20 protein-coding genes are annotated in these 22,016 nt (G+C 27.7%); 18 read left to right on the plus strand and 2 right to left on the minus strand.

The window, feature by feature from the left end; genetic code table 11:
- The first annotated feature begins 15 nt into the window (after positions 1-15).
- The 16 genes from rplQ (at position 16) to trpS (ending at position 15,284) form a co-directional block, all read left to right on the plus strand.
- Entirely contained in the window at positions 16-360 is a 345-nt protein-coding gene (rplQ, locus tag VJI93_RS05200) for a 50S ribosomal protein L17 (RefSeq protein ID WP_323999761.1), read from the plus strand.
- A gap of 316 nt (positions 361-676) precedes the next feature.
- The gene (locus VJI93_RS05205) at positions 677-1,813 is read left to right on the plus strand and encodes a cysteine desulfurase family protein (protein WP_323999760.1); all 1,137 of its coding nucleotides are present in this window, start codon (positions 677-679) and stop codon (positions 1,811-1,813) included.
- Between the two features lie 11 nt (positions 1,814-1,824).
- On the plus strand, positions 1,825-3,027 hold the full coding sequence (locus VJI93_RS05210) for an AI-2E family transporter (protein WP_323999759.1): 1,203 nt from the start codon (positions 1,825-1,827) through the stop codon (positions 3,025-3,027).
- Between the two features lie 9 nt (positions 3,028-3,036).
- Positions 3,037-5,643, plus strand: coding sequence for an alanine--tRNA ligase (gene alaS, locus VJI93_RS05215; protein ID WP_323999758.1), 2,607 nt, complete (start codon positions 3,037-3,039; stop codon positions 5,641-5,643).
- Between the two features lie 15 nt (positions 5,644-5,658).
- The gene (locus VJI93_RS05220; RefSeq protein ID WP_323999757.1) at positions 5,659-5,910 is read left to right on the plus strand and encodes an IreB family regulatory phosphoprotein; all 252 of its coding nucleotides are present in this window, start codon (positions 5,659-5,661) and stop codon (positions 5,908-5,910) included.
- A 53-nt stretch (positions 5,911-5,963) separates the two neighbouring features.
- Positions 5,964-6,389, plus strand: coding sequence for a Holliday junction resolvase RuvX (gene ruvX / locus VJI93_RS05225; protein WP_323999756.1), 426 nt, complete (start codon positions 5,964-5,966; stop codon positions 6,387-6,389).
- Positions 6,390-6,399: 10 nt separating this feature from the next.
- Positions 6,400-6,642: a DUF1292 domain-containing protein gene (locus VJI93_RS05230; RefSeq protein WP_323999754.1), complete on the plus strand. Its 243-nt coding sequence runs from the start codon at positions 6,400-6,402 to the stop codon at positions 6,640-6,642.
- Between the two features lie 15 nt (positions 6,643-6,657).
- Positions 6,658-7,101: a Fur family transcriptional regulator gene (locus VJI93_RS05235; RefSeq protein WP_323999753.1), complete on the plus strand. Its 444-nt coding sequence runs from the start codon at positions 6,658-6,660 to the stop codon at positions 7,099-7,101.
- 9 nt (positions 7,102-7,110) lie between these two features.
- Positions 7,111-8,784 carry a ribonuclease J gene (locus tag VJI93_RS05240; protein WP_323999752.1) on the plus strand — a complete coding sequence of 558 codons (1,674 nt, stop codon included), beginning with the start codon at positions 7,111-7,113 and terminating at the stop codon, positions 8,782-8,784.
- 8 nt (positions 8,785-8,792) lie between these two features.
- Positions 8,793-9,116, plus strand: coding sequence for a YlbF family regulator (locus VJI93_RS05245; RefSeq protein WP_323999751.1), 324 nt, complete (start codon positions 8,793-8,795; stop codon positions 9,114-9,116).
- Positions 9,116-9,754, plus strand: a complete 639-nt coding sequence (locus tag VJI93_RS05250) for an O-methyltransferase (RefSeq protein ID WP_323999750.1) — start codon at positions 9,116-9,118, stop codon at positions 9,752-9,754. Before VJI93_RS05245 ends, VJI93_RS05250 begins: the two co-directional genes overlap by 1 nt.
- Positions 9,755-9,821: 67 nt before the next feature.
- Complete coding sequence (locus VJI93_RS05255) at positions 9,822-11,051, plus strand: peptidase U32 family protein (protein WP_323999749.1); 1,230 nt, start codon at positions 9,822-9,824, stop codon at positions 11,049-11,051.
- Positions 11,052-11,066: 15 nt separating this feature from the next.
- Positions 11,067-11,603: a GNAT family N-acetyltransferase gene (locus tag VJI93_RS05260; RefSeq protein ID WP_323999748.1), complete on the plus strand. Its 537-nt coding sequence runs from the start codon at positions 11,067-11,069 to the stop codon at positions 11,601-11,603.
- 181 nt (positions 11,604-11,784) lie between these two features.
- Positions 11,785-12,051: a 30S ribosomal protein S15 gene (gene rpsO, locus VJI93_RS05265; protein ID WP_323999746.1), complete on the plus strand. Its 267-nt coding sequence runs from the start codon at positions 11,785-11,787 to the stop codon at positions 12,049-12,051.
- 56 nt (positions 12,052-12,107) lie between these two features.
- Positions 12,108-14,216, plus strand: coding sequence for a polyribonucleotide nucleotidyltransferase (locus VJI93_RS05270; protein ID WP_323999745.1), 2,109 nt, complete (start codon positions 12,108-12,110; stop codon positions 14,214-14,216).
- A gap of 78 nt (positions 14,217-14,294) precedes the next feature.
- Positions 14,295-15,284: a tryptophan--tRNA ligase gene (gene trpS, locus VJI93_RS05275; protein ID WP_323999744.1), complete on the plus strand. Its 990-nt coding sequence runs from the start codon at positions 14,295-14,297 to the stop codon at positions 15,282-15,284.
- A 40-nt stretch (positions 15,285-15,324) separates the two neighbouring features.
- Here trpS and murC read toward each other — a convergent pair whose 3' ends face one another.
- Together murC and VJI93_RS05285 are read right to left on the minus strand one after the other, a co-directional pair.
- Entirely contained in the window at positions 15,325-16,725 is a 1,401-nt protein-coding gene (gene murC, locus VJI93_RS05280; protein WP_323999743.1) for a UDP-N-acetylmuramate--L-alanine ligase, read from the minus strand.
- A 124-nt stretch (positions 16,726-16,849) separates the two neighbouring features.
- Entirely contained in the window at positions 16,850-17,341 is a 492-nt protein-coding gene (locus VJI93_RS05285) for a hypothetical protein (RefSeq protein ID WP_323999742.1), read from the minus strand.
- A 251-nt stretch (positions 17,342-17,592) separates the two neighbouring features.
- On the opposite strand from VJI93_RS05285, the gene polA reads away from it, so the two are divergent.
- Both polA and coaE read left to right on the plus strand, forming a co-directional pair.
- Complete coding sequence (polA, locus tag VJI93_RS05290; protein ID WP_323999741.1) at positions 17,593-20,223, plus strand: DNA polymerase I; 2,631 nt, start codon at positions 17,593-17,595, stop codon at positions 20,221-20,223.
- The gene (gene coaE, locus VJI93_RS05295; protein ID WP_323999740.1) at positions 20,210-21,910 is read left to right on the plus strand and encodes a dephospho-CoA kinase; all 1,701 of its coding nucleotides are present in this window, start codon (positions 20,210-20,212) and stop codon (positions 21,908-21,910) included. Before polA ends, coaE begins: the two co-directional genes overlap by 14 nt.
- Positions 21,911-22,016: the final 106 nt, after the last annotated feature.

A 22,016-nucleotide genomic window follows, 5' to 3' on the forward strand; every position in this document is an offset into this window, starting at 1 on the left:
AGAGGAGGTAGTACTTTGGCTAATTTAAGAAAACTTGGACGTAGAGCTGACCATAGAGATGCAATGCTTAGAAATCAAGTTCAATCTCTTTTTGAAAATGGAAAGATTCAAACTACGGTAACAAGAGCGAAGGAAACTAGAAGAGTAGCTGAAAAAATGATAACTCTTGGAAAAAAAGGCGATCTTCATGCAAGAAGACAAGCTTTAGCTTATATTTACAAGACTGAAACAGTTCATAAGCTATTCGAAGAAATTGCTCCACTTTATAAAGAAAGAAATGGTGGATATACAAGAATATTAAAGCTAGGACCTAGACAAGGGGACGCAGCTGAAATGGCGATTTTAGAATTAGTAAAATAATTTGCTTAAAGGCTAATATTAGATTTTAATAAAATTTTTACTGAAGGCACTGATTAATCAGTGTCTTTTTTCTATAAAAAATAGAATGAAGTATTTTTTGAAAATAAATAATTTTAAAATCTTTAAAGTAAATGTTTAAAAAGTTCTTGAATAGTTTTTACTTAAACTAATTGATAACAGAATAAATACAAGTATTAGATTTTATATGTGGGTAATTTTAATTTATTTGATACTTTTTGCTATGCTTTCTTGTAATTTATAGGTTTTTGGAGTATAATTATAGTAATATTTTTTATTATTATGGAGTTTTGTATATATGAATAATATTATATATTTTGATAATTTTGCAACTACAAGTTTAAATGAAGAAGTCTTTGATGAAATGAAGAATTTTTTACTTAATAATTATTCTAATCCTTCTTCTCTATATGAATTTGCACAAAAATCTAGAGTTGCTGTCGAAAAGTCAAGGGAAAATATTTCTAATTACATAAATGCTGAGAAAAATGAATTGTTTTTCACAACAGGAGGAACAGAAGCTGATAATTGGGCTCTTATGGGTCTAACTTTGTTTAAGGGAAGAAAAAATGGTCATATTATTATAACAGCCTTCGAACACTCTGCAATTTTAGAAACTGCAAAATTTTTAGAAAATAGAGGTTTTGATGTTACTTTTATTAATCCTGATAGAGATGGCTTTATAGATGAAAAAAATATTATTGATTCAATAAGAGATGACACTATTTTGGTATCTGTTATGTATATTAATAATGAAGTAGGAACTATTCAAGATATAAAGAAAATTTGCAATTCTGTCAAGGAAAAAAATCCAAAAATTGTTTTTCATACAGATGCAGTTCAAGCTTTATCTGAGCTAGTGATTGATGTTAAAGATTTGAATGTTGATTTACTTTCTATTTCTGGTCATAAGGTTCATGCACCAAAGGGAATAGGAGCTTTATATATAAAATCAGGAACTGATATTGAAAATTTTGTATTTGGAGGTAGTCAAGAACGATCAAGACGTGCAGGAACTGAAAATGTTGCAGGAATAGTTGGATTTTCAAAGGCTATAGATATTTTGAGAGAGTCAAGAGAAAAAAATGTTTTTAAGAGATTAGCTTTAAGAGATTATTTTTTGAAAAATGTTAAAGAAAATTTTAAAGATTATGAGATTAATGGTTCTCTTGACAATAGATATTCTGGAAATGTTAATATTTCTTTTTCTGGATTAGATAAAGAAATGTTAATTATGACTATGGATTTTAAGGGAATTTGTATTTCAGGAGGATCTGCGTGTAGTAGTGGTTCTATTGAAAATTCACATGTTTTGACAGCTATGGGTATTGACGACGAATTAAAGAATAGTGCTATAAGAATCAGTTTTGGAGAAAATAATACATTTGAAGAAATAGATGAATTTATTATAGCTTTAAAAGAAATAATTAATTAGATGGAGGTAATATGTTAGATTTTGATTTTGTGTTAAATATTACTATAAAAATATTGATTTCGATTTTATTGATTGTTGGAATTTACGTATTTATTCAATTTTCAAATAAGAAGTTAGATGACGATGATAAAATAAGATTTAATAAGCTTAAAATTTTAAGAATGATGTTATATATTTTATCGACATTTGCTATGTTTTATCTATATAGTATTTATCCTATATTAAGAATAACTTTTTTTACATTTTTAGCATCAGTAATTATTGCGTATATTCTAAATCCATTTATGAAATTTCTTGAGGGGAAAAAAATAAAGAGGTTATATGCTATAATACTTATTTATATTATAATTACACTTTCAATTTGTGTTTTGGCGATTGGAATATTTCCAAGTACATTTAGACAATTTAAACATTTATTGTTCTCTTTGCCTGATATGGTCAAAAATTTTGTTGATTATAGTGATAGTATTAGACAAAATTTATTTACAGATACACCTTTTATTAATGAAATGATAAATAGTATAAATGGTCAACTTGTAAAAATTGCTAATACATTACTATCATCTTCTGCAACTTGGATAACAGGAATGGTTGCAGGAATATCGAATTTTATAGGAATAGTTATTCAACTTATATTAATTCCTGTAATAACATTTTATTTATTGCTTGAAAAAGATAAAATTTTTGACGTAATAGGAAAGAAAGTTCCTGATAGGTATGAAAATTTCTTGGTTAAAATATGGAGAGAAATAGATGAATCATTATCCATGTTTGTAAGAGGTAGAATTATAATGGCTATTTTTGTAGGAGTAGCTACTATGATATATTTAATGGCGTTCGGAATTGAATTTTCTTTTGTTATAGGGGTTATAACATGTGTGGCAGATATTATTCCATATATTGGTCCATTTTTAGGTTTTGTACCTGCTGTTTTACTTGCATTATTTAAAGGACCATTTACTGCTTTTTGGGTTGCAGTACTATTTTGTTTCGTTCAATGGCTTGAAAATAATATTTTGGGGCCAAAAATACTTGGAGATAGTACAGGAATGCACCCACTAATAGTTTTGATACTATTAATTATAGGTGGAGGAATGTTTGGAGTTTTGGGTATGATTTTCTCAGTGCCTATTGCTGCGGTTATAAAGATAATTTACAAACATACTAAACCTTATGTAAAAAAATATTTATACAAGGATAAAATTAATAATTAAGAGGGATATATGAGAAAATTAGGATTAAATGAAATTAGAGAAGAGTATTTAGAGTTTTTTGAAAGTAAAGGACATTTACGTTTAAAGAGTTATCCTTTAATACCAAATAATGATAAAAGTTTATTGCTTATAAATGCTGGAATGGCTCCATTAAAAGATTATTTTACAGGGGTAAAAAAAATGAGTAAAAATAGAGCCACTTCTAGTCAAAAATGTATTAGAACAGCTGATATCGATAATGTAGGAAAAACTCAAAGACATGGAACTTTTTTTGAAATGTTAGGGAATTTTTCATTTGGAGATTATTTTAAAAGAGAAGCAATAACTTGGGCTTGGGAATTTTTGACAGAAAAATTAGAAATGGATAAAAATTTACTATCTGTAACAGTTTATGAAGAAGATGATGAAGCTTATAATATTTGGAGAAATGAAGTTGGACTTCCAGCGGAAAAAATTCAAAGACTTGGAAAAGAAGACAATTTTTGGGAATTAGAAGTTGGCCCTTGTGGTCCGTGCTCTGAAATTATGTATGATAGAGGAGAAAAATATACAAATCCTGATGATAGATTTATGGAAATCTGGAATTTAGTTTTTACTCAATTTAATAAGGACAAAGAAGGAAATTATCATAGATTAGATCATCCTAATATTGATACCGGAATGGGACTTGAAAGACTTACTTTAGTTTTGGAAGAAAAAGATAATATATTTGAAATAGGCTTAGTTGATACTATAATTAAGAAAATAGAAGAAATTTCCGGAGTTAAATACAAATCAAATGAAATTTCTGATATTTCTATAAGAGTAATAGCAGATCATGCTAGAGCTATGACATTTTTAATTTATGATGGTGTAATTCCAAGTAATGAACAAAGAGGCTATGTTTTAAGAAGACTTATAAGACGTGCTGCAAGACATGGTAAATTATTGGGAATTAAGGATAATTTTTTGATGGATGTTTCAAAAGTTGTTATGGAAGCTTATAATATGGAATATCCTGAATTATTAGAAGATAGTGAAAGAATTTTTAAGATTTTAAACGCTGAAGAATCTAAATTCCAAGAGACTATAGAACAAGGATTAGGTATTTTGAATTCTTACATAGAAGATGAAAAATCAAAGAATTCAAAGGTTTTATCTGGGGATAAGGCTTTTAAATTATACGATACTTATGGATTTCCATTAGATTTGACAAAAGAAATTTTAGAAGAAGAAAAGATGACAGTTGATGAAGAAGCTTTTAATAAAAATATGCAAGATCAAAAGATTAGAGCAAGAGAAGGCAGAAATGTTTCATCAGCAGGTTGGAGCGAAAAAAATACTGACTATCTAAAGACTTTGGAAACTACAGAGTTTTTAGGATATACAGATAATGTATGTGTTGGAAAAGTTATAAAACTATTTAAAGATGAATCAGCAGTTTCTACATTAAATCAAGGAGATAAGGCATTTTTAGTATCTGATAGGACTGTTTTCTATGGAGAAGGTGGAGGACAAGTAGGAGATATTGGAATTATTATTGGCGAAAACTGTGAGCTTAAAGTTTTAGATACTAAGAAAAATAAAAATAATGGAATTTTCCACAGTGTAGAAGTTATTAGTGGAAATGTTAATTTAAATGATGAGTTAACATTTAAAATAGATGTAAATAATAGACGTGATATTATGAAAAATCATTCTGCAACACATCTTTTACATCAAGCATTAATAGAAGTTCTAGGTAATCATATTAATCAAGCTGGTTCTTTGGTAGATGCAAATAAATTAAGATTTGATATTACACATTTTGAAGCTATAAGCCAAGAGGATTTAAAAAGAGCAGAACAAATTGTAAATGATAAAATTGCTTTGAACCTTGATACAATCATAAAGGAAATGTCTTTAGAGGAATCTTCAGAAATGGGTGCAATAGGACTTTTTGAAGATAAGTATAAAGATGTTGTAAGAGTCGTTTCTTTTGGAGGTTGGTCAATAGAACTTTGTGGAGGGACACATGTAAGAAATGTTAGTGAAATTCAAATGTTCAAAATAATTTCAGAATCAAGTGTTGCTGCTGGAGTTAGAAGAATTGAGGCTATTACAGGTAGAAGTGTTTATGAATACTTAAAGAAAACTGAAAATCAAGTTGAAGAAGTTTCAAATGTATTAAAATGTAAAAAGCCTGAGTTAGTTTCTAAAGTAGTTTCTCTAACTGATGATATTAAATCTTTAGAAAAAGAACTAAAAGAAATAAAGTCTCAAATGACTTTGAGTAGTTTAGATACTTTTATAGCAGAAAAGAAAGATATAGATGGTATTTCTTTTATTGCTAAAAAAGTAGAATTTGAAAATCAAAATGATTTAAGAGATTTAATTGATAAATTAAGAGATAAATTGGGTAAAAGTGTAATAGTGTTTGCTAATGTTTATCAAGGAAGACTTACTTTTACAGTTGGAGTAAGTAAAGATTTGAATGCTAAAAAAATAAATGCCGGAAATATTGTTAAAGAAGTTGCAAAACTTGTTGGTGGAAACGGTGGAGGTAGACCTGATATCGCATCAGCAGGAGGAAAAGACTTGAGCAAGGTAGATTTTGCTTTAGGAAAAGCCGAGGAGATTTTAAAATCTCAAATGTAAAATAGGAGGGATTATATGTCAAACGAATTTAATGAAACAATGAGAATTGAAATACCAACTGATAAAAAAAGTATTAAAGAAATAATAAAAATAGTGTATTCAGCACTCGAAATTAAGGGATATAATCCTAAAAATCAAATTATAGGATATATTCTTTCAGGAGATCCTACTTATATTACTAGCTATAATAATGCTAGGGGTTTAATTAGACAAGTTAGTAGAGATGAAATACTTGAAGAATTTTTAGAAAATTATATAAAGGATTAAATTTATCCTGGCAAATTGTCGGGGCTTTTACATAATGTTAAAAAGGGGTATTTATGGATAGATATATGGCTTTGGATGTAGGCGATAGGACTATAGGAGTTGCTATTAGTGATCCATTGTTTATTATGGCAGAAGGGCATAGTACAATTTTTAGAGAATTTATTGAGAAGGATTTGGAATCATTAAAAAATATAATAATTAAAGAAAATATTATTAAAATTGTTGTTGGACTTCCTAAGAATATGAATAACACAATTGGACCACAAGGTGAAAAAGTACTAGCTTTTGTTGATGAGCTTAAGAATTTTTTAAAAGAAAATAGTTTTAATATAGAGATAATTATGCAAGATGAAAGACTTACAACTGTTAGTGCCGAAAGAATTTTAATTGAAGGAAATATGAGTAGAAAAAAAAGAAAAAAAGTAATAGATAAAGTGGCAGCAACCTACATTTTACAGTCATATTTGGATAGAAAATAGGAGTGATATTTTGGAGCGTTTTGAAGCTTTTGATGAAAATGGGAAAAAAATTATTTTTGAATTAGTTGAAACTTTTGGTATGAATGAAAGTGAGTACGCTGTTTTGAATTCAAAAGATGATATCAACACATATATTTTGAAGATTGTATATGATAAAGAAGGAAATATTAATTTGGAAGGTATTGATGATGAAGAACTTTCCGATGCGATAGAAGTTTATGAGGAATTAAAGTCAGAAAAAGAAAATATTTAGAAAAGGAGAATAGTTATGGAAGTAAAAGAAATGAAAAAGTTGTTAGTTGAAAACAACTATAAGATTACTAAACAAAGAGAAATTGTTTTTAATGTTCTAAATGAAAATAAAGGTAATCATTTAAGTCCAGAAGAACTACATGAAATAGCTAGTAAATATGATAAAGATTTGGGAATTGCTACTGTTTATCGTACACTTGTTATTTTTGATAAAATGAATATAGTTCATAAATTGGATTTTGATGATAAAAGATATAGATATGAAATCATAAGAGATGATGACAAGCATCAACATCATCATCTTCTGTGTAAAGATTGTGGAAAGATAATTGAAGTTGAAGAAGATTATTTAGAAACTTTAGAACAAATTATTGAAGAAAAATATAAATTTAAAATTATAAACCACGATTTAAAATTCTATGGAAAGTGTTCAGATTGTTCAAATTTTGAAAAGAAGTAGGGGATTGTTGTGGTGCAAAAAAATAAAAAGAAAACTTTAAAGATGATACCCTTAGGTGGAGTTGGTGAAATAGGTAAAAATATGTCTATTTTGGAATATGATGATGAAATTATCATTCTAGATTGTGGAATGACTTTTCCAGATGATGATATGCCAGGAATAGATATAGTAATTCCGGATATTACCTATTTAATGAAAAATATTGATAGGGTAAAAGCGCTTTTTTTGACACATGGACACGAAGATCACATCGGAGCCGTTCCATATATATTAAAAAAGATAAATGTACCCGTTTATGGAACTAAATTAACTTTAGGTCTTGTTGAAAGTAAATTACAGGAACATAGTCTTAGTAAAGAAAGTTTACACTTGGTAAATGCCGGAGAAATTATAAAAACTAAGCATTTTTCTGTTGAATATATAAGAGCTTGTCATAGTATTCCTGACAGTGTAAGTTTCGGAATAAAAACACCAGTTGGCAATATTATTTTTACGGGAGATTTTAAAATTGATTACACACCTATTGATGGAGATAAAATGGATTTACATCGTATTGCTCAATGGGGAATTGATGGAGTTATGCTCTTATGTGCAGATAGTACCAATGTTGAAAGACCTGGATATACAATGAGTGAAAGTTCAGTAGGAGAAACTTTTATAGAACTTTTTAGTAAAGCTCATGGAAGAATTATAGTTGCAACATTTGCGTCTAACCTTCATCGTGTGCAACAAATAATAAAAGCTGCGGAGAAATTTAAAAGAAAAGTTGCTGTGTCAGGCAGATCTATGGTTAATGTTATTAAGGTTGCTACTGAACTCAATAAATTGGAAATAGAAAAAGGAACTCTTATTGACTTAAAGGATATTAATAAGTATGATGAATCTGAAATTGTACTTTTGATGACTGGAAGCCAAGGTGAGCCTATGAGTGCATTAAATAGAATGGCTTACGGAGAGCATAGAAAACTTGTATTGACTGAAAATGACACTGTAATAATTTCAGCATCACCAATTCCTGGAAATGAAAAAATCTTTTTTGGACTTGTAAATCGTCTTGTTGAAATGGGAGTTAAAGTAATTCATTCTTCTCTTGCAGAGGTTCATGTTTCAGGCCATGCTTGTCAGGAAGAATTAAAGTTAATTCATACTTTAGTTAAACCAAAGTACTTTATTCCAGTTCATGGAGAGTCAAGACATTTAAAAAGACATGCAAAACTAGCGGTTGAAATGGGTATGTCGAAAGATAATATTCTAATAGGAAGAAATGGTACTGTTTTTGAATTTAATTACAAACAAGAAGGATTTATATCAGGAACAGTTGAGTCTGGAAATATTTTGGTTGATGGACTTGGAGTTGGTGATGTAGGTAGTGCAGTTTTAAGAGATAGAAAACATCTATCAGAAGATGGTATTATAATTGTTATGGTAGTTCTTGAAAAATCTACTAAAGAAATAATTTCGGGACCTGAAATAGTTTCAAGAGGATTTATCTATGTAAAGGAAAATTTGGATCTTGTTTCTGAAATGAGAAAAGTTGTTGAAAATACTTTAAGTATTTGTAAGGATGATTCTATAACAGATATTGGAACTATGAGATATAATATTAGAAAAGATTTAAATTCTTATATCTATCATGAAATAAAAAGAGGTCCAATGATTATTCCTATAATTACAGAGCTTTAGGAGGTTTTATGAATATTTATAATAGTATCTTAACTTTTTCAAATGATTTTAAAAATTGTGATGAAGTTAAAGAGTTTAAACGATTAAAGAAAAAAATTGATGAAAATCCTGAAAATAAAAAAATTATAGATGATTTTCATAAGAAGTTATATGATTATCAAATTGCAAAGCAAAATGGAGAAGATGTTACTGAAAAAGAAAAACAACTTAATGATTTGAATGCAATTTTGATGAGCAATTCTGAAATATCAGAATTTATGTCTGCAGAAGTTAGAATCTCAACTATAATGAATGACATAGTAAAAATGTTGGAAGAAACAATAGCAGAATAATGGAAATAGTTGCAAATTATGTGTCTGAATATATCAGGAATTTAGAACAAAGTAAAGAGCCTATTTTAATTGAAATGGAAGAATATGCTAATGACAATAAAGTTCCAATTATAGAAGTTGAAGTTGCTAGATTTTTAGAATTTTTGGTAATGTTAAAAAAACCAAAAAGAATTTTAGAGATTGGAACAGCAATTGGCTATTCATCTATAATTATGAATAGAGCTTATCCTGATTCTATTATCACAACTATTGAGATTGATGAGAAAAACTTTTTAAAAGCAAAAGAGTTCATAAAAAGAGCGGGTTGTGAGAAGAATATAGATCTTATATTTGCTGATGCAAATGATGCTTTAGATTTTATTACAGATAAATATGATATGATTTTTATGGATGCTGCAAAAGGGCAATATATAAGTTTTTTCGAGAAATCTATTGAAAAATTAAATCATGGGGGAATATTAGTTTCAGATAATATTCTGTTTCGAGGTCTTGTTGCAAAAGAAAAAAATAATATAAGAAGAAAAAACACAATAGTTAAAAGATTAAAAGAGTTTTTAAAAATTATCACAAATAGTGATGAATTTTCGACTACTATAATACCAATAGACGATGGTATGGCTATATGTTATAAAAAATAGATTAAATATTTAATGGGAATCCAGTTTTCTTGGATTCCTATTTAATAGTTAAAGGAGAAAATAATTAATGAAAGAAGTTGAACTATTAGCCCCTGCAGGGGATATAGAAAAATTAAAAATGGCAATTATCTATGGGGCTGATGCAGTTTACCTTGCAGGAGAATCTTTTGGATTAAGAAAAGCATCTAAAAATTTTTCAGTTGAACAATTAAAGGAAGCAACAGATTTTGTTCATGAAAGAGGCAAAAAGATATATATTACTATGAATATAATCCCACATAATGATGACTTAATAGGATTGGAAGAATATGTAAAAGTTTTAGTGGATATAGGTGTAGATGCTTTAATCGTTGCAGATGCTGGAATATACACTGCTGTTCGTTCTGTAAGTAAAGATATTGAAGTCCATATGAGTACACAAGCAAGTGTTACAAATTATAGAACAGTTAAATTCTGGTACGATTTAGGTATTAAACGAATTGTAATGGCAAGAGAATTGTCTTTAGAAGAAATCAATTTAATACATAAGGAAGTACCTGAAGTTGATATTGAAGCTTTTGTCCATGGTGCAATGTGTATTTCATATTCAGGAAGATGCTTATTGAGCAACTATATGTGTGGAAGAGATGCAAACAAGGGAGATTGTGCTCATGCTTGTAGATGGAAATATAATTTAGTTGAAGAGAGAAGACCAGGAGAGTATTATCCTATTGAAGAAACAGAACGAGGAACTTTTATATATAATAGTAAAGATTTATGTATGTTGGATTCTCTTGAAGATGTTATCAAAGCAGGAGTTCATAGTTTAAAAATTGAAGGAAGAGTAAAGACTCAATACTATGTTGCAACTGTTATAAGAAGTTATAGATTAGCTCTTGATGCAATTAAAAATGGTACTTATACAAAAGAAATGGCAGAAAGACTTTTACTTGAGATTAAAAAAGCAAGTCATAGAGATTTTACAAAGGGATTTTACTATAAAAAGCCGGATGAAAATGATCAACTTTACAATTCAAGCTCATATATAAGAACTTATGATTTTGTTGGACTTGTTTTGGACTATGATAAGGAAACAAAAATTGCAACAATAGAACAGAGAAATAGAATTTTTGTTGGAGATGAAGTTGAATTTTTTGGCCCTAGAGATGGTTTTGAAACATTTAGAATAGAAAAAATGTATGATGATAAAGGGGAAGAAATTGATGTAGCACCCCGTGCAAAACAAATTATAAAAATGCCTTTACCATTTGAAGTAAAACCTTGGGATATAATGAGAAAGCAATTATCAGATGAATAAATTTAGGAGAAATTTATGATTGAACTAAAGAGAATTCAAAGATATGATTTAAGACGATTATATGAAATTGAATATTCAAGTAAAAGGCCTAAGTGGAAAGAATATGATGCTCCATATTTCGATGATTTTGAATTTAAAACTTATGATGAATTTATAACATCAAAGGAGATTGAATTTTTTTTAGGGGAAAGAGTAAAAGGAATTTATTTTAATGATTCTCTAATTGGAATAGTTTCAAAATATTGGGAAAATGAAAAAACCAGATGGCTTGAAATAGGAATAGTAATTTTTGATGATAATTTCTGGAGTAAAGGAATCGGCTCAAAGGCACTTTCGTTATGGATAGATGAAATTTTTAATACTGAAGATAACTTAGAACATATAGGTTTAACAACTTGGAGTGGAAATATTGGAATGATAAAATGTAGCTTAAAAATTGGTATGATACTCGAAGGAAGAATTAGAAAAGTTAGATACCATAATAATATATTTTATGATTCAATGAAATATGGAATTTTAAAAGATGAGTGGAAAAAACAAGTTAAAAATTAATAGTAATTGTAAAATTATAATATACGATAACATAAAAATTCGATGTTATTCAGTAAAAATTTTTAAAAATAGTTTACTTTTATTGCGTTTTATGTTATACTTATCAAGTACTGTTGCTATGTTTATGGAAACTCCGACCTTTACATTGCTACGGTGAATTATATTTTAGGAGGTAGTTATAATGATAACTAAAGAAGACAAATTAAGAATTATTGATGAATTTAAAAGAAGTGAAAGAGATACAGGTTCTCCAGAAGTTCAAATTGCATTATTAAGCTTCAGAATTAAATATTTAACTGAACACTTAAAAGAACATAAAAAAGACCATGCAACAAGAAGAGGTTTATTCAAATTAATTGGACAAAGAAAAGGTCTTTTAAAATATCTTAGTAATGTTGATATCGAAAGATATCGTGAATTAACTAGCAAATTACAAATAAGAGGATAATTATTAAAGGGCGATTTTTTTCGCTCTTTATTTTTAGAAGACCATAGGAGGATTAAATGGTTAGAGAATTTATATATAACTTAAGTGGAAGAGAGCTTAAAGTAACAATAGGAAAAGTAGCAGAACAAGCGAATGGATCTTGTCTTGTTCAATGTGGAGAAACTGTCGTTTTAGTAAACGCTTGTGCTTCTAAAGAGCCTAGAGAAGGAGTTGACTTTTTCCCATTAAGTTGTGATTTTGAAGAAAAACTTTATTCAGTAGGAAAAATTCCTGGTGGATTTATTAAAAGAGAAGGACGTCCAAGTGAAAAGTCAATATTGACATCTAGACTTATAGATAGACCACTACGTCCACTTTTTCCAGAAGGATATAGAAATGATGTTCAAGTTATTGCAACAGCATTATCTGTTGAGCAAGATAATCAACCAGATATACTTGCAATGATTGGATCATCTATAGCACTTACAATTTCAGATATTCCTTTTAACGGACCTACAGGATCTGTTAATGTTGGATATGTTGATGGGGAATATATTATAAATCCAACAATTGCACAAAGAGAAAAATCAAGACTTAATATTACAGTATCAGGAACAAAAGATGCTATTATGATGGTTGAAGCCGGAGCTGATATTTTAAGTGAAGAAGAAGTTTTAAATGCAATTCTTTTTGCACATGAAGAAATTAAATCAATTTGTAATTTTATAGAAACAATAAGAGAAGAAATTGGTAAAGAAAAATCTGAAGTTATTATAAAGCAAAGGGATGAAGATTTATTTAATGCAATTATTGAATTTGGTAAAGAACAAATTATTTCTGCTCTTAGAACTCCAAACAAAATGGAAAGAGAAGAAAATTTAGATAAGATTACAAAAGAAATTCTTGAAAAGTTTTTACCTGATTATGAAGATAAAAAAGGTGAAATTAATGCAGCTATTGAATCTGTAATTGTTGATGAAGTTAGAAGATTAATAATAGAAGAAGGAATTAGACCAGATGATAGAGAACTTGACGAAATTAGAAAGATTTCTTGTGAAAGAGGACTTTTACCTAGAACTCATGGATCAGGATTATTTACTAGAGGACAAACTCAAGTTTTAACTTTAACAACTTTAGGTGCACCTGGAGAAGTTCAAATTTTGGATGGAGTTATTGATGAAGATAATAAGAGATATATGCATCAATATAATTTCCCGCCATTTAGTGTTGGAGATGTTAGACCTTTAAGAAGTCCGGGCAGACGTGAAATTGGTCATGGTGCATTAGCTGAAAGAGCATTAATTCCTGTTTTGCCAAGTGAAGATGAATTCCCATATACAATGAGATTGGTTTCAGAAGTTTTATCTTCAAACGGATCAAGTTCACAAGCAAGTATTTGTGGTTCAACACTTTCATTATTAGATGCAGGTGTTCCTATTAAAGATTCAGTTGCAGGTATTGCAATGGGACTTATAAAGGATGAAAAAACTAATAAAATTGCTATTTTAACAGATATTCAAGGTTTAGAAGACCATTTTGGAGATATGGACTTTAAAGTTGCAGGTACTAAAGACGGTATCACAGCTTTACAAATGGATATTAAAATTGACGGTATTAGTAGAGAAATTTTGGCAACAGCTTTGGAAAAAGCAAAAAGAGCAAGACTTCACATTTTATCAATTATGAATGAATGTATTTCAACTCCAAGCGAAGAAATGTCAAAATATTCACCAAAGATATTTACTATGCAAATTTTACCAGAAAAAATAAGAGAAGTAATTGGACCGGGTGGAAAAGTAATCAATAAGATTATTGATGAAACAGGAGTTAAGATTGATACTTTTGATGATGGACGCATTGCAATTACTGCTGATTCAAGAGAAAATGGCGAAAGAGCAAAAGAAATGATTAACGAAATAGTTAAAGAAATTGAGGTTGGAGAAATTTACAGCGGTGTAATTACAACAATCACAAATTTTGGAGCATTCGTTGAATTAATTAAAGGAAAAGAAGGCTTACTTCATATTTCAAATATGACTCATGAAAGACTTGATAAGGTAGAAAACTTATTTAAAGTTGGAGATGTAGTTGAAGTTAAAGTAATAGAAATTGACAATCAAGGTAAAATAAAATTGTCAAGAAAGGCATTACTTGAAAAGCCTAAAAAAGAAAAAGAAGAAAAATAAATAACAAAAATAGGTCAATATTCTAATTAATTTAGAAATGACCTTTTTTATTAATATTTATAAAAGGAGGATTTTAATATGGGAAAAATAGTTTACAGTGCATTACAGCCTTCAGGTCAGCTTACAATAGGAAATTATTTAGGTTCAATAAAAAACTTCAAAAGTTTACAAGACCAATATGATTGTTTTTTTAATGTTGCTGATTTACATTCTATAACAGTACCACAAGAGCCTAAATTGCTTAGAGAAAGAACATTAGATTTAATGGCTATATTTTTAGCATCAGGATTAGAACCGGATAAATCAACTCTTTTTGTTCAATCTCATGTACCTCAACATGCAGAACTTTCTTGGGTTTTAAGTTGTATGAGTTATATGGGACAACTTAGCAGAATGACTCAATTTAAAGAAAAATCTCAAAAATCGGAAGAAAATTTAAATGCTGGTTTGTTTACTTATCCCGTATTAATGGCTGCAGATATTTTATTATATCAAACAGATTTAGTTCCTGTTGGTGTTGATCAAAAACAACATTTAGAACTTGCAAGAGATTTGGCAGAAAGATTTAATAATAAATATTCTGAAACTTTTGTGGTTCCTGAAGGAATAATTGGAAAAGAAACAGGAAAAATTATGAGCCTTAAAAATCCTCAAAAGAAGATGAGTAAATCTGATGAAGATGTTAATTCATTTATATTACTTCTTGATGATGAAGAAACTATAAAGAGAAAAATTAGAAAATCTGTAACTGATAGTATTGGAAATTTCGATTATAATGATGAACAAAAAGGACTAAAAAATTTAATAAATATGTATATTGCTTTCACTGGTAAAACAAGTGATGAAATTGTGGCAAAATATAAAAACGAAAATTATTCAGCATTTAAAGAAGATTTGGGACAATTAATTTCAGATAGTTTAAAACCAATAAGAGAAAAACATAAAGAATTTGTTTCAGATAAGGCACATCTTGAAAAAGTTATGAAAGAAGGAGCAGATAAAGCATCCTATTATGCAAATAAAACACTTAGAAAAGTTTATAAAAAAGTTGGTTTTTTACCAAGATAAAAAGACAGAAAATTTAAAATTTTCTGTCTTTTTCTTTTAATTATTTATAGTCTTCTACAATCATTCTTGCAAGTTCATGTGGATTTCCACACCCTGTTGTAATTATAGTATCTTTGTCTTTAAAAGTTTCAAAGATATAATCTCTTGCTTCTTCAAATGTTTTTAGGTATATAGCATTTACTCCGTTTTTATTTAGTTTTTCAACTAAATCTATTGAATGAATAGTAGGATCGAATTTTTCTCTTGCAGCATAAATCTCAGTAACAATAACTTCATCACAATCATCAAAACATTTTGCAAAGTCATTTAATAAAACTTTTGTTCTTGAATAAGTATGTGGTTGGAAAATACATACAAGTCTGCCTTCTTTATGTTCAGCAATTGAACTTAGACAACTTTTAATTTCTCTTGGATGATGTCCATAATCAGTTAGAATAGTAGCTTTTTTACTATTACCGATTACTCCATAAACTTCCATTCTTCTGTGTAAATTTTTATATTTTGAAATAGCATTCTTAATATATTCAACATCTATTCCTGTTTCATAAGTAGCTATAATAGCAGCAGCTGCATTGTAAATATTATGTCTTCCTATTATATTTAAACAAAAATGATGTTTTCCAAATTTTTCATTTTCAATATCAAAACAAGGATGACCAACCTTATCAAAACTTATATTTGTAATATTATAAGTAGCATTTTCATTATTTATACCAAATGTAATAGTTTCTCCTTTGATATGTTCTAATAGGGGAAGACAGTTTGGATCATCAATATTAATTATAGCTTTTGAATTTTCATCCAAATTTTTCATATATCCTATAAAAGTATCTACAATATGATCCAAGTTTTTATAAAAATCTAAATGGTCTTCATCAATATTTAAAATAATAGCCATACTTGGATAATAATGTAGTATATTAGCTTTAAATTCACAGGCTTCAGTTACTAAATAATCTTCATTACCACATAGAACATTTCCGTCAATTTCATCTAAATTTCCACCAATTAAAATTGAAGGTTCAAATGGGGAATTAATTAAAATTTTTGAAATCATACTCGTTGTTGTACTCTTTCCATGTGATCCGGAAATTGCTATTGAATGAGTATAATTTCTCATTAATGCTCCTAAAAACTGTCCCCTTGTTACACAAGGAACTCCAATAGATTTTGCTTTAATTAATTCTTCATTATCTGGTAAAATTGCATCTGTATATACAATTAAGTCAGGATTTTCAATATTTTCCTTTTTTTGACCTATAAATATCTTTGCACCATTTTGTTCTAATATTTGAATTTCTTTAGAAGTATTTCTGTCGCTTCCTGAAATATTATAGCCCTTTTTTAACAGTAGTTTAGCAATTCCACTCATACTTATTCCACCAATTCCGATGAAATATATATTTTTGTATTTTTTATCATTAAAATCAAATTTAAACATAATAACTCCATTCAAAATAATTTAATTACTGTAATTATATCATAAAAGTAATATATATGCCAAATTTTTGTCTTAAAAACTAAAAAAGAGAAGAAAAACTTCTCTTTTTAAAAAATACATATATTTATTTACTTTTTATAACTAATATCTCACCATAAATAGCTACATAAGTATTTTCATCTTTACATACTATCTCTTTTAGTGTTAAGTTATTGCCATACCAACAATTTGCATCATTGTCATACTCGTCATAATACTTATTATATGGGAAATAAGATGAATTCCCATAAACCTTTATAGTTTTAAATTTTACTATTATTCCTGTATTGAACTTGTTAATTTCACATGAATCAGTAGATGTCATATCTTCAGTAGCATCCAAATCACAAATTGTAGAAATTTCATCCTTATTTACAATTGTAAAAAAACCTTTTTTATATTCAATTTCTAATTTTTCATTTTCTAGTTCTCTAACTCTATATTCTTCTTTAATTCCATATTCTTTTCCTGATTTAGTGTTTTTGTGAGTTGGTTCAAAACTTTCACTTGCCATTACTATATTGCACCCTAATCCCATTGATAAAATAAGAGTACAAACTATTAAAAATTTTCTCATATTGCACCTCCATAAAACAATCAAATTATTTATTTCAACTTTCTTACATTATTAATATATCACACAAAATTAAACTTGTCAATTTATAATAAAATTTTTAAAATGTTCAACTTTATGTTATAATTATTATAGTTTTACGCCGAATGGTAAAACTATAATAATTTCATCATAACAACAAAAAAGAGTTATAATGTAGGAGTTATGCTATAATTATTATAGTTTTTATGATAAAATATATTTTGGAGAATAAAATGAAAAAAATACTTTTAATAGATGGGTCAAGTCTTATTTTTAGGGCTTTTTATGCAATAAGAAATTTAACAACTAAAGATGGAGTTTTTGTAAATGGAGTTTATGGCTTTTTAAATATGTATTACAAGGCTTTAGAATTAATAAAGCCTACTCATGTTTTTGTTGCCTTTGATAAGGGTTCAAAAACTTTTAGACATAATGAGTTTGAAGATTATAAGGGGACTCGTGATAATGCTCCTAATGAAATAACTTACCAATTCGGAATTTTAAAAGATTTACTTTCTTCTATGAATGTAAATTATTTGGAACTTGATGAATATGAAGCTGATGACATTTTAGGAAGTATAGCAAAACTTGCTCAAAAAGAAGGTTTTGAAGTAGATATTTTTACGGGAGATAGAGATTATTTACAATTAATTGATGATAATATTTTAGTTTATTTAACTAAAAAAGGTATAAGTGAAATTAAACTTATGAATAATAAATCAATTTTAGAAGAATATGGACTTTCTCCTAAACAATTGATTGATGTTAAGGCTCTTCAGGGAGATAGTTCAGATAATATACCCGGAGTTAAGGGCGTTGGGGAAAAAACTGCATTAAAATTAATTCAAGAGTATGGAAGTCTTGAAAATTTATATAAAAATTTAGATGCACTTAAGGGTAAATTAAAAGAAAATCTTGAGAATGAAAAGGATAAGGCTTATTTAAGCAGATATCTTGGTGAGATTTTTTTGAATGTTCCTATTGATAGAAATATTGAAGATTTTGAAATTAAAGATGTAAATTCTGATGAATATATTAAAAAATTGGAAAAATTGGAATTTAAGAGTATTATAAATAAGCATTTTAAAGATATAAAAAAGGATAATACTATAAAAACAAATCAAAATATAGATTTTGAGGTAATTGATTTTTCAGAAATTTTTGAAAAAATAAAAAATGACGAGTCTGTATCAATTAAATTTTTCTCGGATGAAGGATATATTTATTGGAAGAAATTCTATATTGGAATTTATTCAAACTTTAATAAGAAGGCATATATTTGTAAGGAATTTAAGCTATCAGATTTTGAAAAGTTTTGTAATTTAGATATAAAGATAATTGGTTATGACATAAAGGAAGAGTTATATTTTGCATTAAAGAATAATTTAGAATTTAAAAATTATGAAGATGTTATGATTTTAGAATATTTAATTGATTCAAATAAAGGGAATTATGATATTTCAAAAGTAAGTAGTGAATTTTTACATCTAGAAATTTTAGATTTAAAAGAAATGTTTGGAAAGGGAAAAAACAAAAAGACTTTTTTTGAATTGGATGAAGATAGTATTTTTAACTATATTTCACAAAATGTGTTTGCCATTTCAGCATTGTATAATATTTTTATAGAAAAAGTTAAAGAAAATAATCTTATCTCATTATATGAAAATGTTGAAAAACCATTAGTTAAAGTTCTTGCTGATATGGAAAACACAGGAGTTTTAGTAGATAGAAATAAGATTATTGAATTAACTGATGAGTATTCTAAACTTGCTAAGAAGTATGAAGAAAAAGTTTATGAACTTGCTGGAGAAATTTTTAATTTAAATTCTCCTAAACAACTTGGAGTAGTTCTATTTGAAAAAATGAAATTACCTGTTGTAAAAAAGACAAAAACAGGATATTCTACTGATGTTGAAGTTCTAGAAAAACTAGCAAGTAAGCATGAAATAGCAGAATATATTTTAAAATATAGGTCTTTAAATAAGTTAATTTCAACATATTTAGAAGGAATAATAGATTATATTATGGATGATGGGAGAGTTAGAACTTCTTTTAAGCAAATGATTACTGCTACTGGAAGACTTAGCTCTGTTGATCCTAATTTACAAAATATTCCAATTAGAAGTGAAGAGGGAAGAAATATTAGAAAAGTATTTATCTCAGATAAAAATAAAGTTTTTATAGATGCGGACTATTCACAAATTGAGCTTAGAGTTTTAGCACATTTGTCTAAGGATTCTGTTATGATTGAATCATTTAAAAATGATTTAGACATTCATAATAAAACTGCAAGCGAAGTTTTTAGAGTTCCTATTAGTGAAGTTACTGACAATCAAAGACGAAGTGCAAAGGCTGTAAATTTTGGAATAGTTTATGGTATAAGCGATTATGGTCTTTCAAAAGATTTAAATATTTCACGAAATAAAGCAAGACAATATATTGATGGCTATTTGAATACTTATCTAAGTATTAAAAATTATATGGAAGAGATAGTAAATAAGGCTAAAAGTGATGGCTTTGTAACTACCATATTGGACAGAAAGAGATATATTCCTGAAATTAATTCGAAAAATTTTAATATTAGAAGTTTTGGTGAGAGAATAGCATTGAATACTCCTATACAGGGAAGTGCTGCGGATATTATAAAAATCGCTATGATTAAAGTATATGAAAGACTAAAAAATGAGAAAGTTAGAGCAAAGTTGATATTACAAATTCATGATGAACTTATAATAGAATGTGAAGAAAGCGAAAAAGAAATTGTTAAGAATATATTAAAAGATTCTATGGAAAATGTGTATAAATTAGATTTACCTTTAAAAGTAGATGTTTGCGAAGGGAGAAATTGGTATGAGTCGAAATAAAAAATTTATTGTTATAACAGGACAGATTGCCAGCGGTAAGAGTAGCTTAGCTGAGTTAATTAAAAAAAGAAATGAGAAGTATTTAGTTTTAGATGCTGATGATCAAATAAAAGAATTGTATAAGAGAGGGGCAGAACTTTATAAAGTTTTAGTAAAAGAGTTTGGAGATATCATTTTAAATGAAAAAGGTAATATTTCAAAATCAAAGTTAAGAAGAACAGTTTTATTAAATGATGAAAATAGAGAAAAGCTTAATTATTTAACTCATCCTGTTATTCTAAAAAACATGGTTGATTTTGCTAAAAAATCTGAATCAGATATTGTATTTTTACAAATTCCACTATTAAATGAATCAATAGCCAGATTAGAAAAACTAATTGATATTGATGAAGTGTGGAATATAACAGCTAGTGATGAAGTTAGATTTAAAAGGCTAATGGAAAGAAAGGGTATGACTGAAGATGTTGCCCATAGAATTATGGAGATACAATCTGAGTTTGAAAATGAAAGCTATGATATTTTATCTGTTGAAAATAATGGTGATTTTGAGGAGCTAAAAGATAAAGTTGATTTATTCTTTAAAAATAGTTGTATTAATGAAGAAAAAAAATCAGGATTTTTTGGAAGATTTAAGAAAAACAAAAAAGAAAATGAATCAGAAGATATTGAAGAAAATAGTGAGGATAGTAATGGAGATACTGGAGCGTTTAGAAAAGTATCCGAAGAAGAATTAAAAGCTAAAAACAACACTGATGAGTCTTATGATGGTTTTGCTGAAAGTAAAGATTTAAGTAATAGTGAGGAACACTTAGGTGAATTTGTACAACCGGCATTTTTCCAAAATCAAAGTACAGAAAGTGTTGATTTAAAAGATTTAGAAAATCAAAATTCATCAGAAGTGGAAAAAACGAAATTAACTGATTTAAGTGCTTTACATGATAATCAAATGGATAATACTGAATCTTTAAAAGATAGTATTAATTCAGATACTACTAATGAAGAAAATATAGAAGAAACTACAAATGATAAAGGTAAGAAAAGGAAAAAGATGAAAAAATGGAAAAAAGTATTGTTAACTTTAATAACTGTGATAATTATATGTAAGGCTTTATTTTTGGGTGCAGTTTATTATGGTGGACAGAATTATCCTATAAGTTATATTGAAGAAATTCAAAAATATTCTAGTGAATATGGAGTAGATCCTAAAGTGGTTTTAGCCATTATGAGAGTTGAAAGTAATTTCAAGAGTGATGCAGTAAGTAAAGTTAATGCTAAAGGTTTAATGCAAGTTCTACCGGATACTGCTAAACATGTCGCAAAGTTATTAAATATTGATGTGAATTCATTAGACTTAAACGATCCTGAAACTAATGTAAAAATAGGAACATATTATTTAAAATATTTAATGCAAAATTTTAGTAATATGAATACAGTTTATGCAGCATACAATGGTGGAATAGGAAATGTAAATACTTGGTTAAAGGATTCTAAATACTCTAGTGATGGGGTTACTCTATACAATATTCCTTCTGCAGAGGCTAAGAACTATGTAAAAAAAGTAAATAAAGCACTAAAAGCTTATGAAATTTTATATGGAAAGGAATTTCCAACTAAAAAAACAAAAGGATTCGCTAAATTTATAGATAATGTGAAAAATACAGTTAGATATATTTTTAGAAACTTTTAAATAAAATAGTATGAATTCAAAGATCAACGGGTGATAAAATCCCGTTGTTTTTTGTGATATTAGAAAACTAAGTTATATGCTTTCTATAATGGAATGTTCTATAATT

Origin of the sequence: Parvimonas sp. M20 (genome assembly GCF_035282425.1) — a bacterium.
GTDB lineage: Bacteria > Bacillota > Clostridia > Tissierellales > Peptoniphilaceae > Parvimonas.

Coding starts and splice junctions, on each gene's coding strand:
- VJI93_RS05205 (WP_323999760.1), top strand. CDS start 677: ATGAATAATATTATATATTTTGATAATTTTGCAACTACAAGTTTAAAT.
- VJI93_RS05210 (WP_323999759.1), top strand. CDS start 1,825: ATGTTAGATTTTGATTTTGTGTTAAATATTACTATAAAAATATTGATT.
- alaS (WP_323999758.1), top strand. CDS start 3,037: ATGAGAAAATTAGGATTAAATGAAATTAGAGAAGAGTATTTAGAGTTT.
- VJI93_RS05220 (WP_323999757.1), top strand. CDS start 5,659: ATGTCAAACGAATTTAATGAAACAATGAGAATTGAAATACCAACTGAT.
- ruvX (WP_323999756.1), top strand. CDS start 5,964: ATGGATAGATATATGGCTTTGGATGTAGGCGATAGGACTATAGGAGTT.
- VJI93_RS05235 (WP_323999753.1), top strand. CDS start 6,658: ATGGAAGTAAAAGAAATGAAAAAGTTGTTAGTTGAAAACAACTATAAG.
- VJI93_RS05245 (WP_323999751.1), top strand. CDS start 8,793: ATGAATATTTATAATAGTATCTTAACTTTTTCAAATGATTTTAAAAAT.
- VJI93_RS05250 (WP_323999750.1), top strand. CDS start 9,116: ATGGAAATAGTTGCAAATTATGTGTCTGAATATATCAGGAATTTAGAA.
- VJI93_RS05255 (WP_323999749.1), top strand. CDS start 9,822: ATGAAAGAAGTTGAACTATTAGCCCCTGCAGGGGATATAGAAAAATTA.
- VJI93_RS05260 (WP_323999748.1), top strand. CDS start 11,067: ATGATTGAACTAAAGAGAATTCAAAGATATGATTTAAGACGATTATAT.
- rpsO (WP_323999746.1), top strand. CDS start 11,785: ATGATAACTAAAGAAGACAAATTAAGAATTATTGATGAATTTAAAAGA.
- VJI93_RS05270 (WP_323999745.1), top strand. CDS start 12,108: ATGGTTAGAGAATTTATATATAACTTAAGTGGAAGAGAGCTTAAAGTA.
- trpS (WP_323999744.1), top strand. CDS start 14,295: ATGGGAAAAATAGTTTACAGTGCATTACAGCCTTCAGGTCAGCTTACA.
- murC (WP_323999743.1), bottom strand. CDS start 16,725: ATGTTTAAATTTGATTTTAATGATAAAAAATACAAAAATATATATTTC.
- VJI93_RS05285 (WP_323999742.1), bottom strand. CDS start 17,341: ATGAGAAAATTTTTAATAGTTTGTACTCTTATTTTATCAATGGGATTA.
- polA (WP_323999741.1), top strand. CDS start 17,593: ATGAAAAAAATACTTTTAATAGATGGGTCAAGTCTTATTTTTAGGGCT.
- coaE (WP_323999740.1), top strand. CDS start 20,210: ATGAGTCGAAATAAAAAATTTATTGTTATAACAGGACAGATTGCCAGC.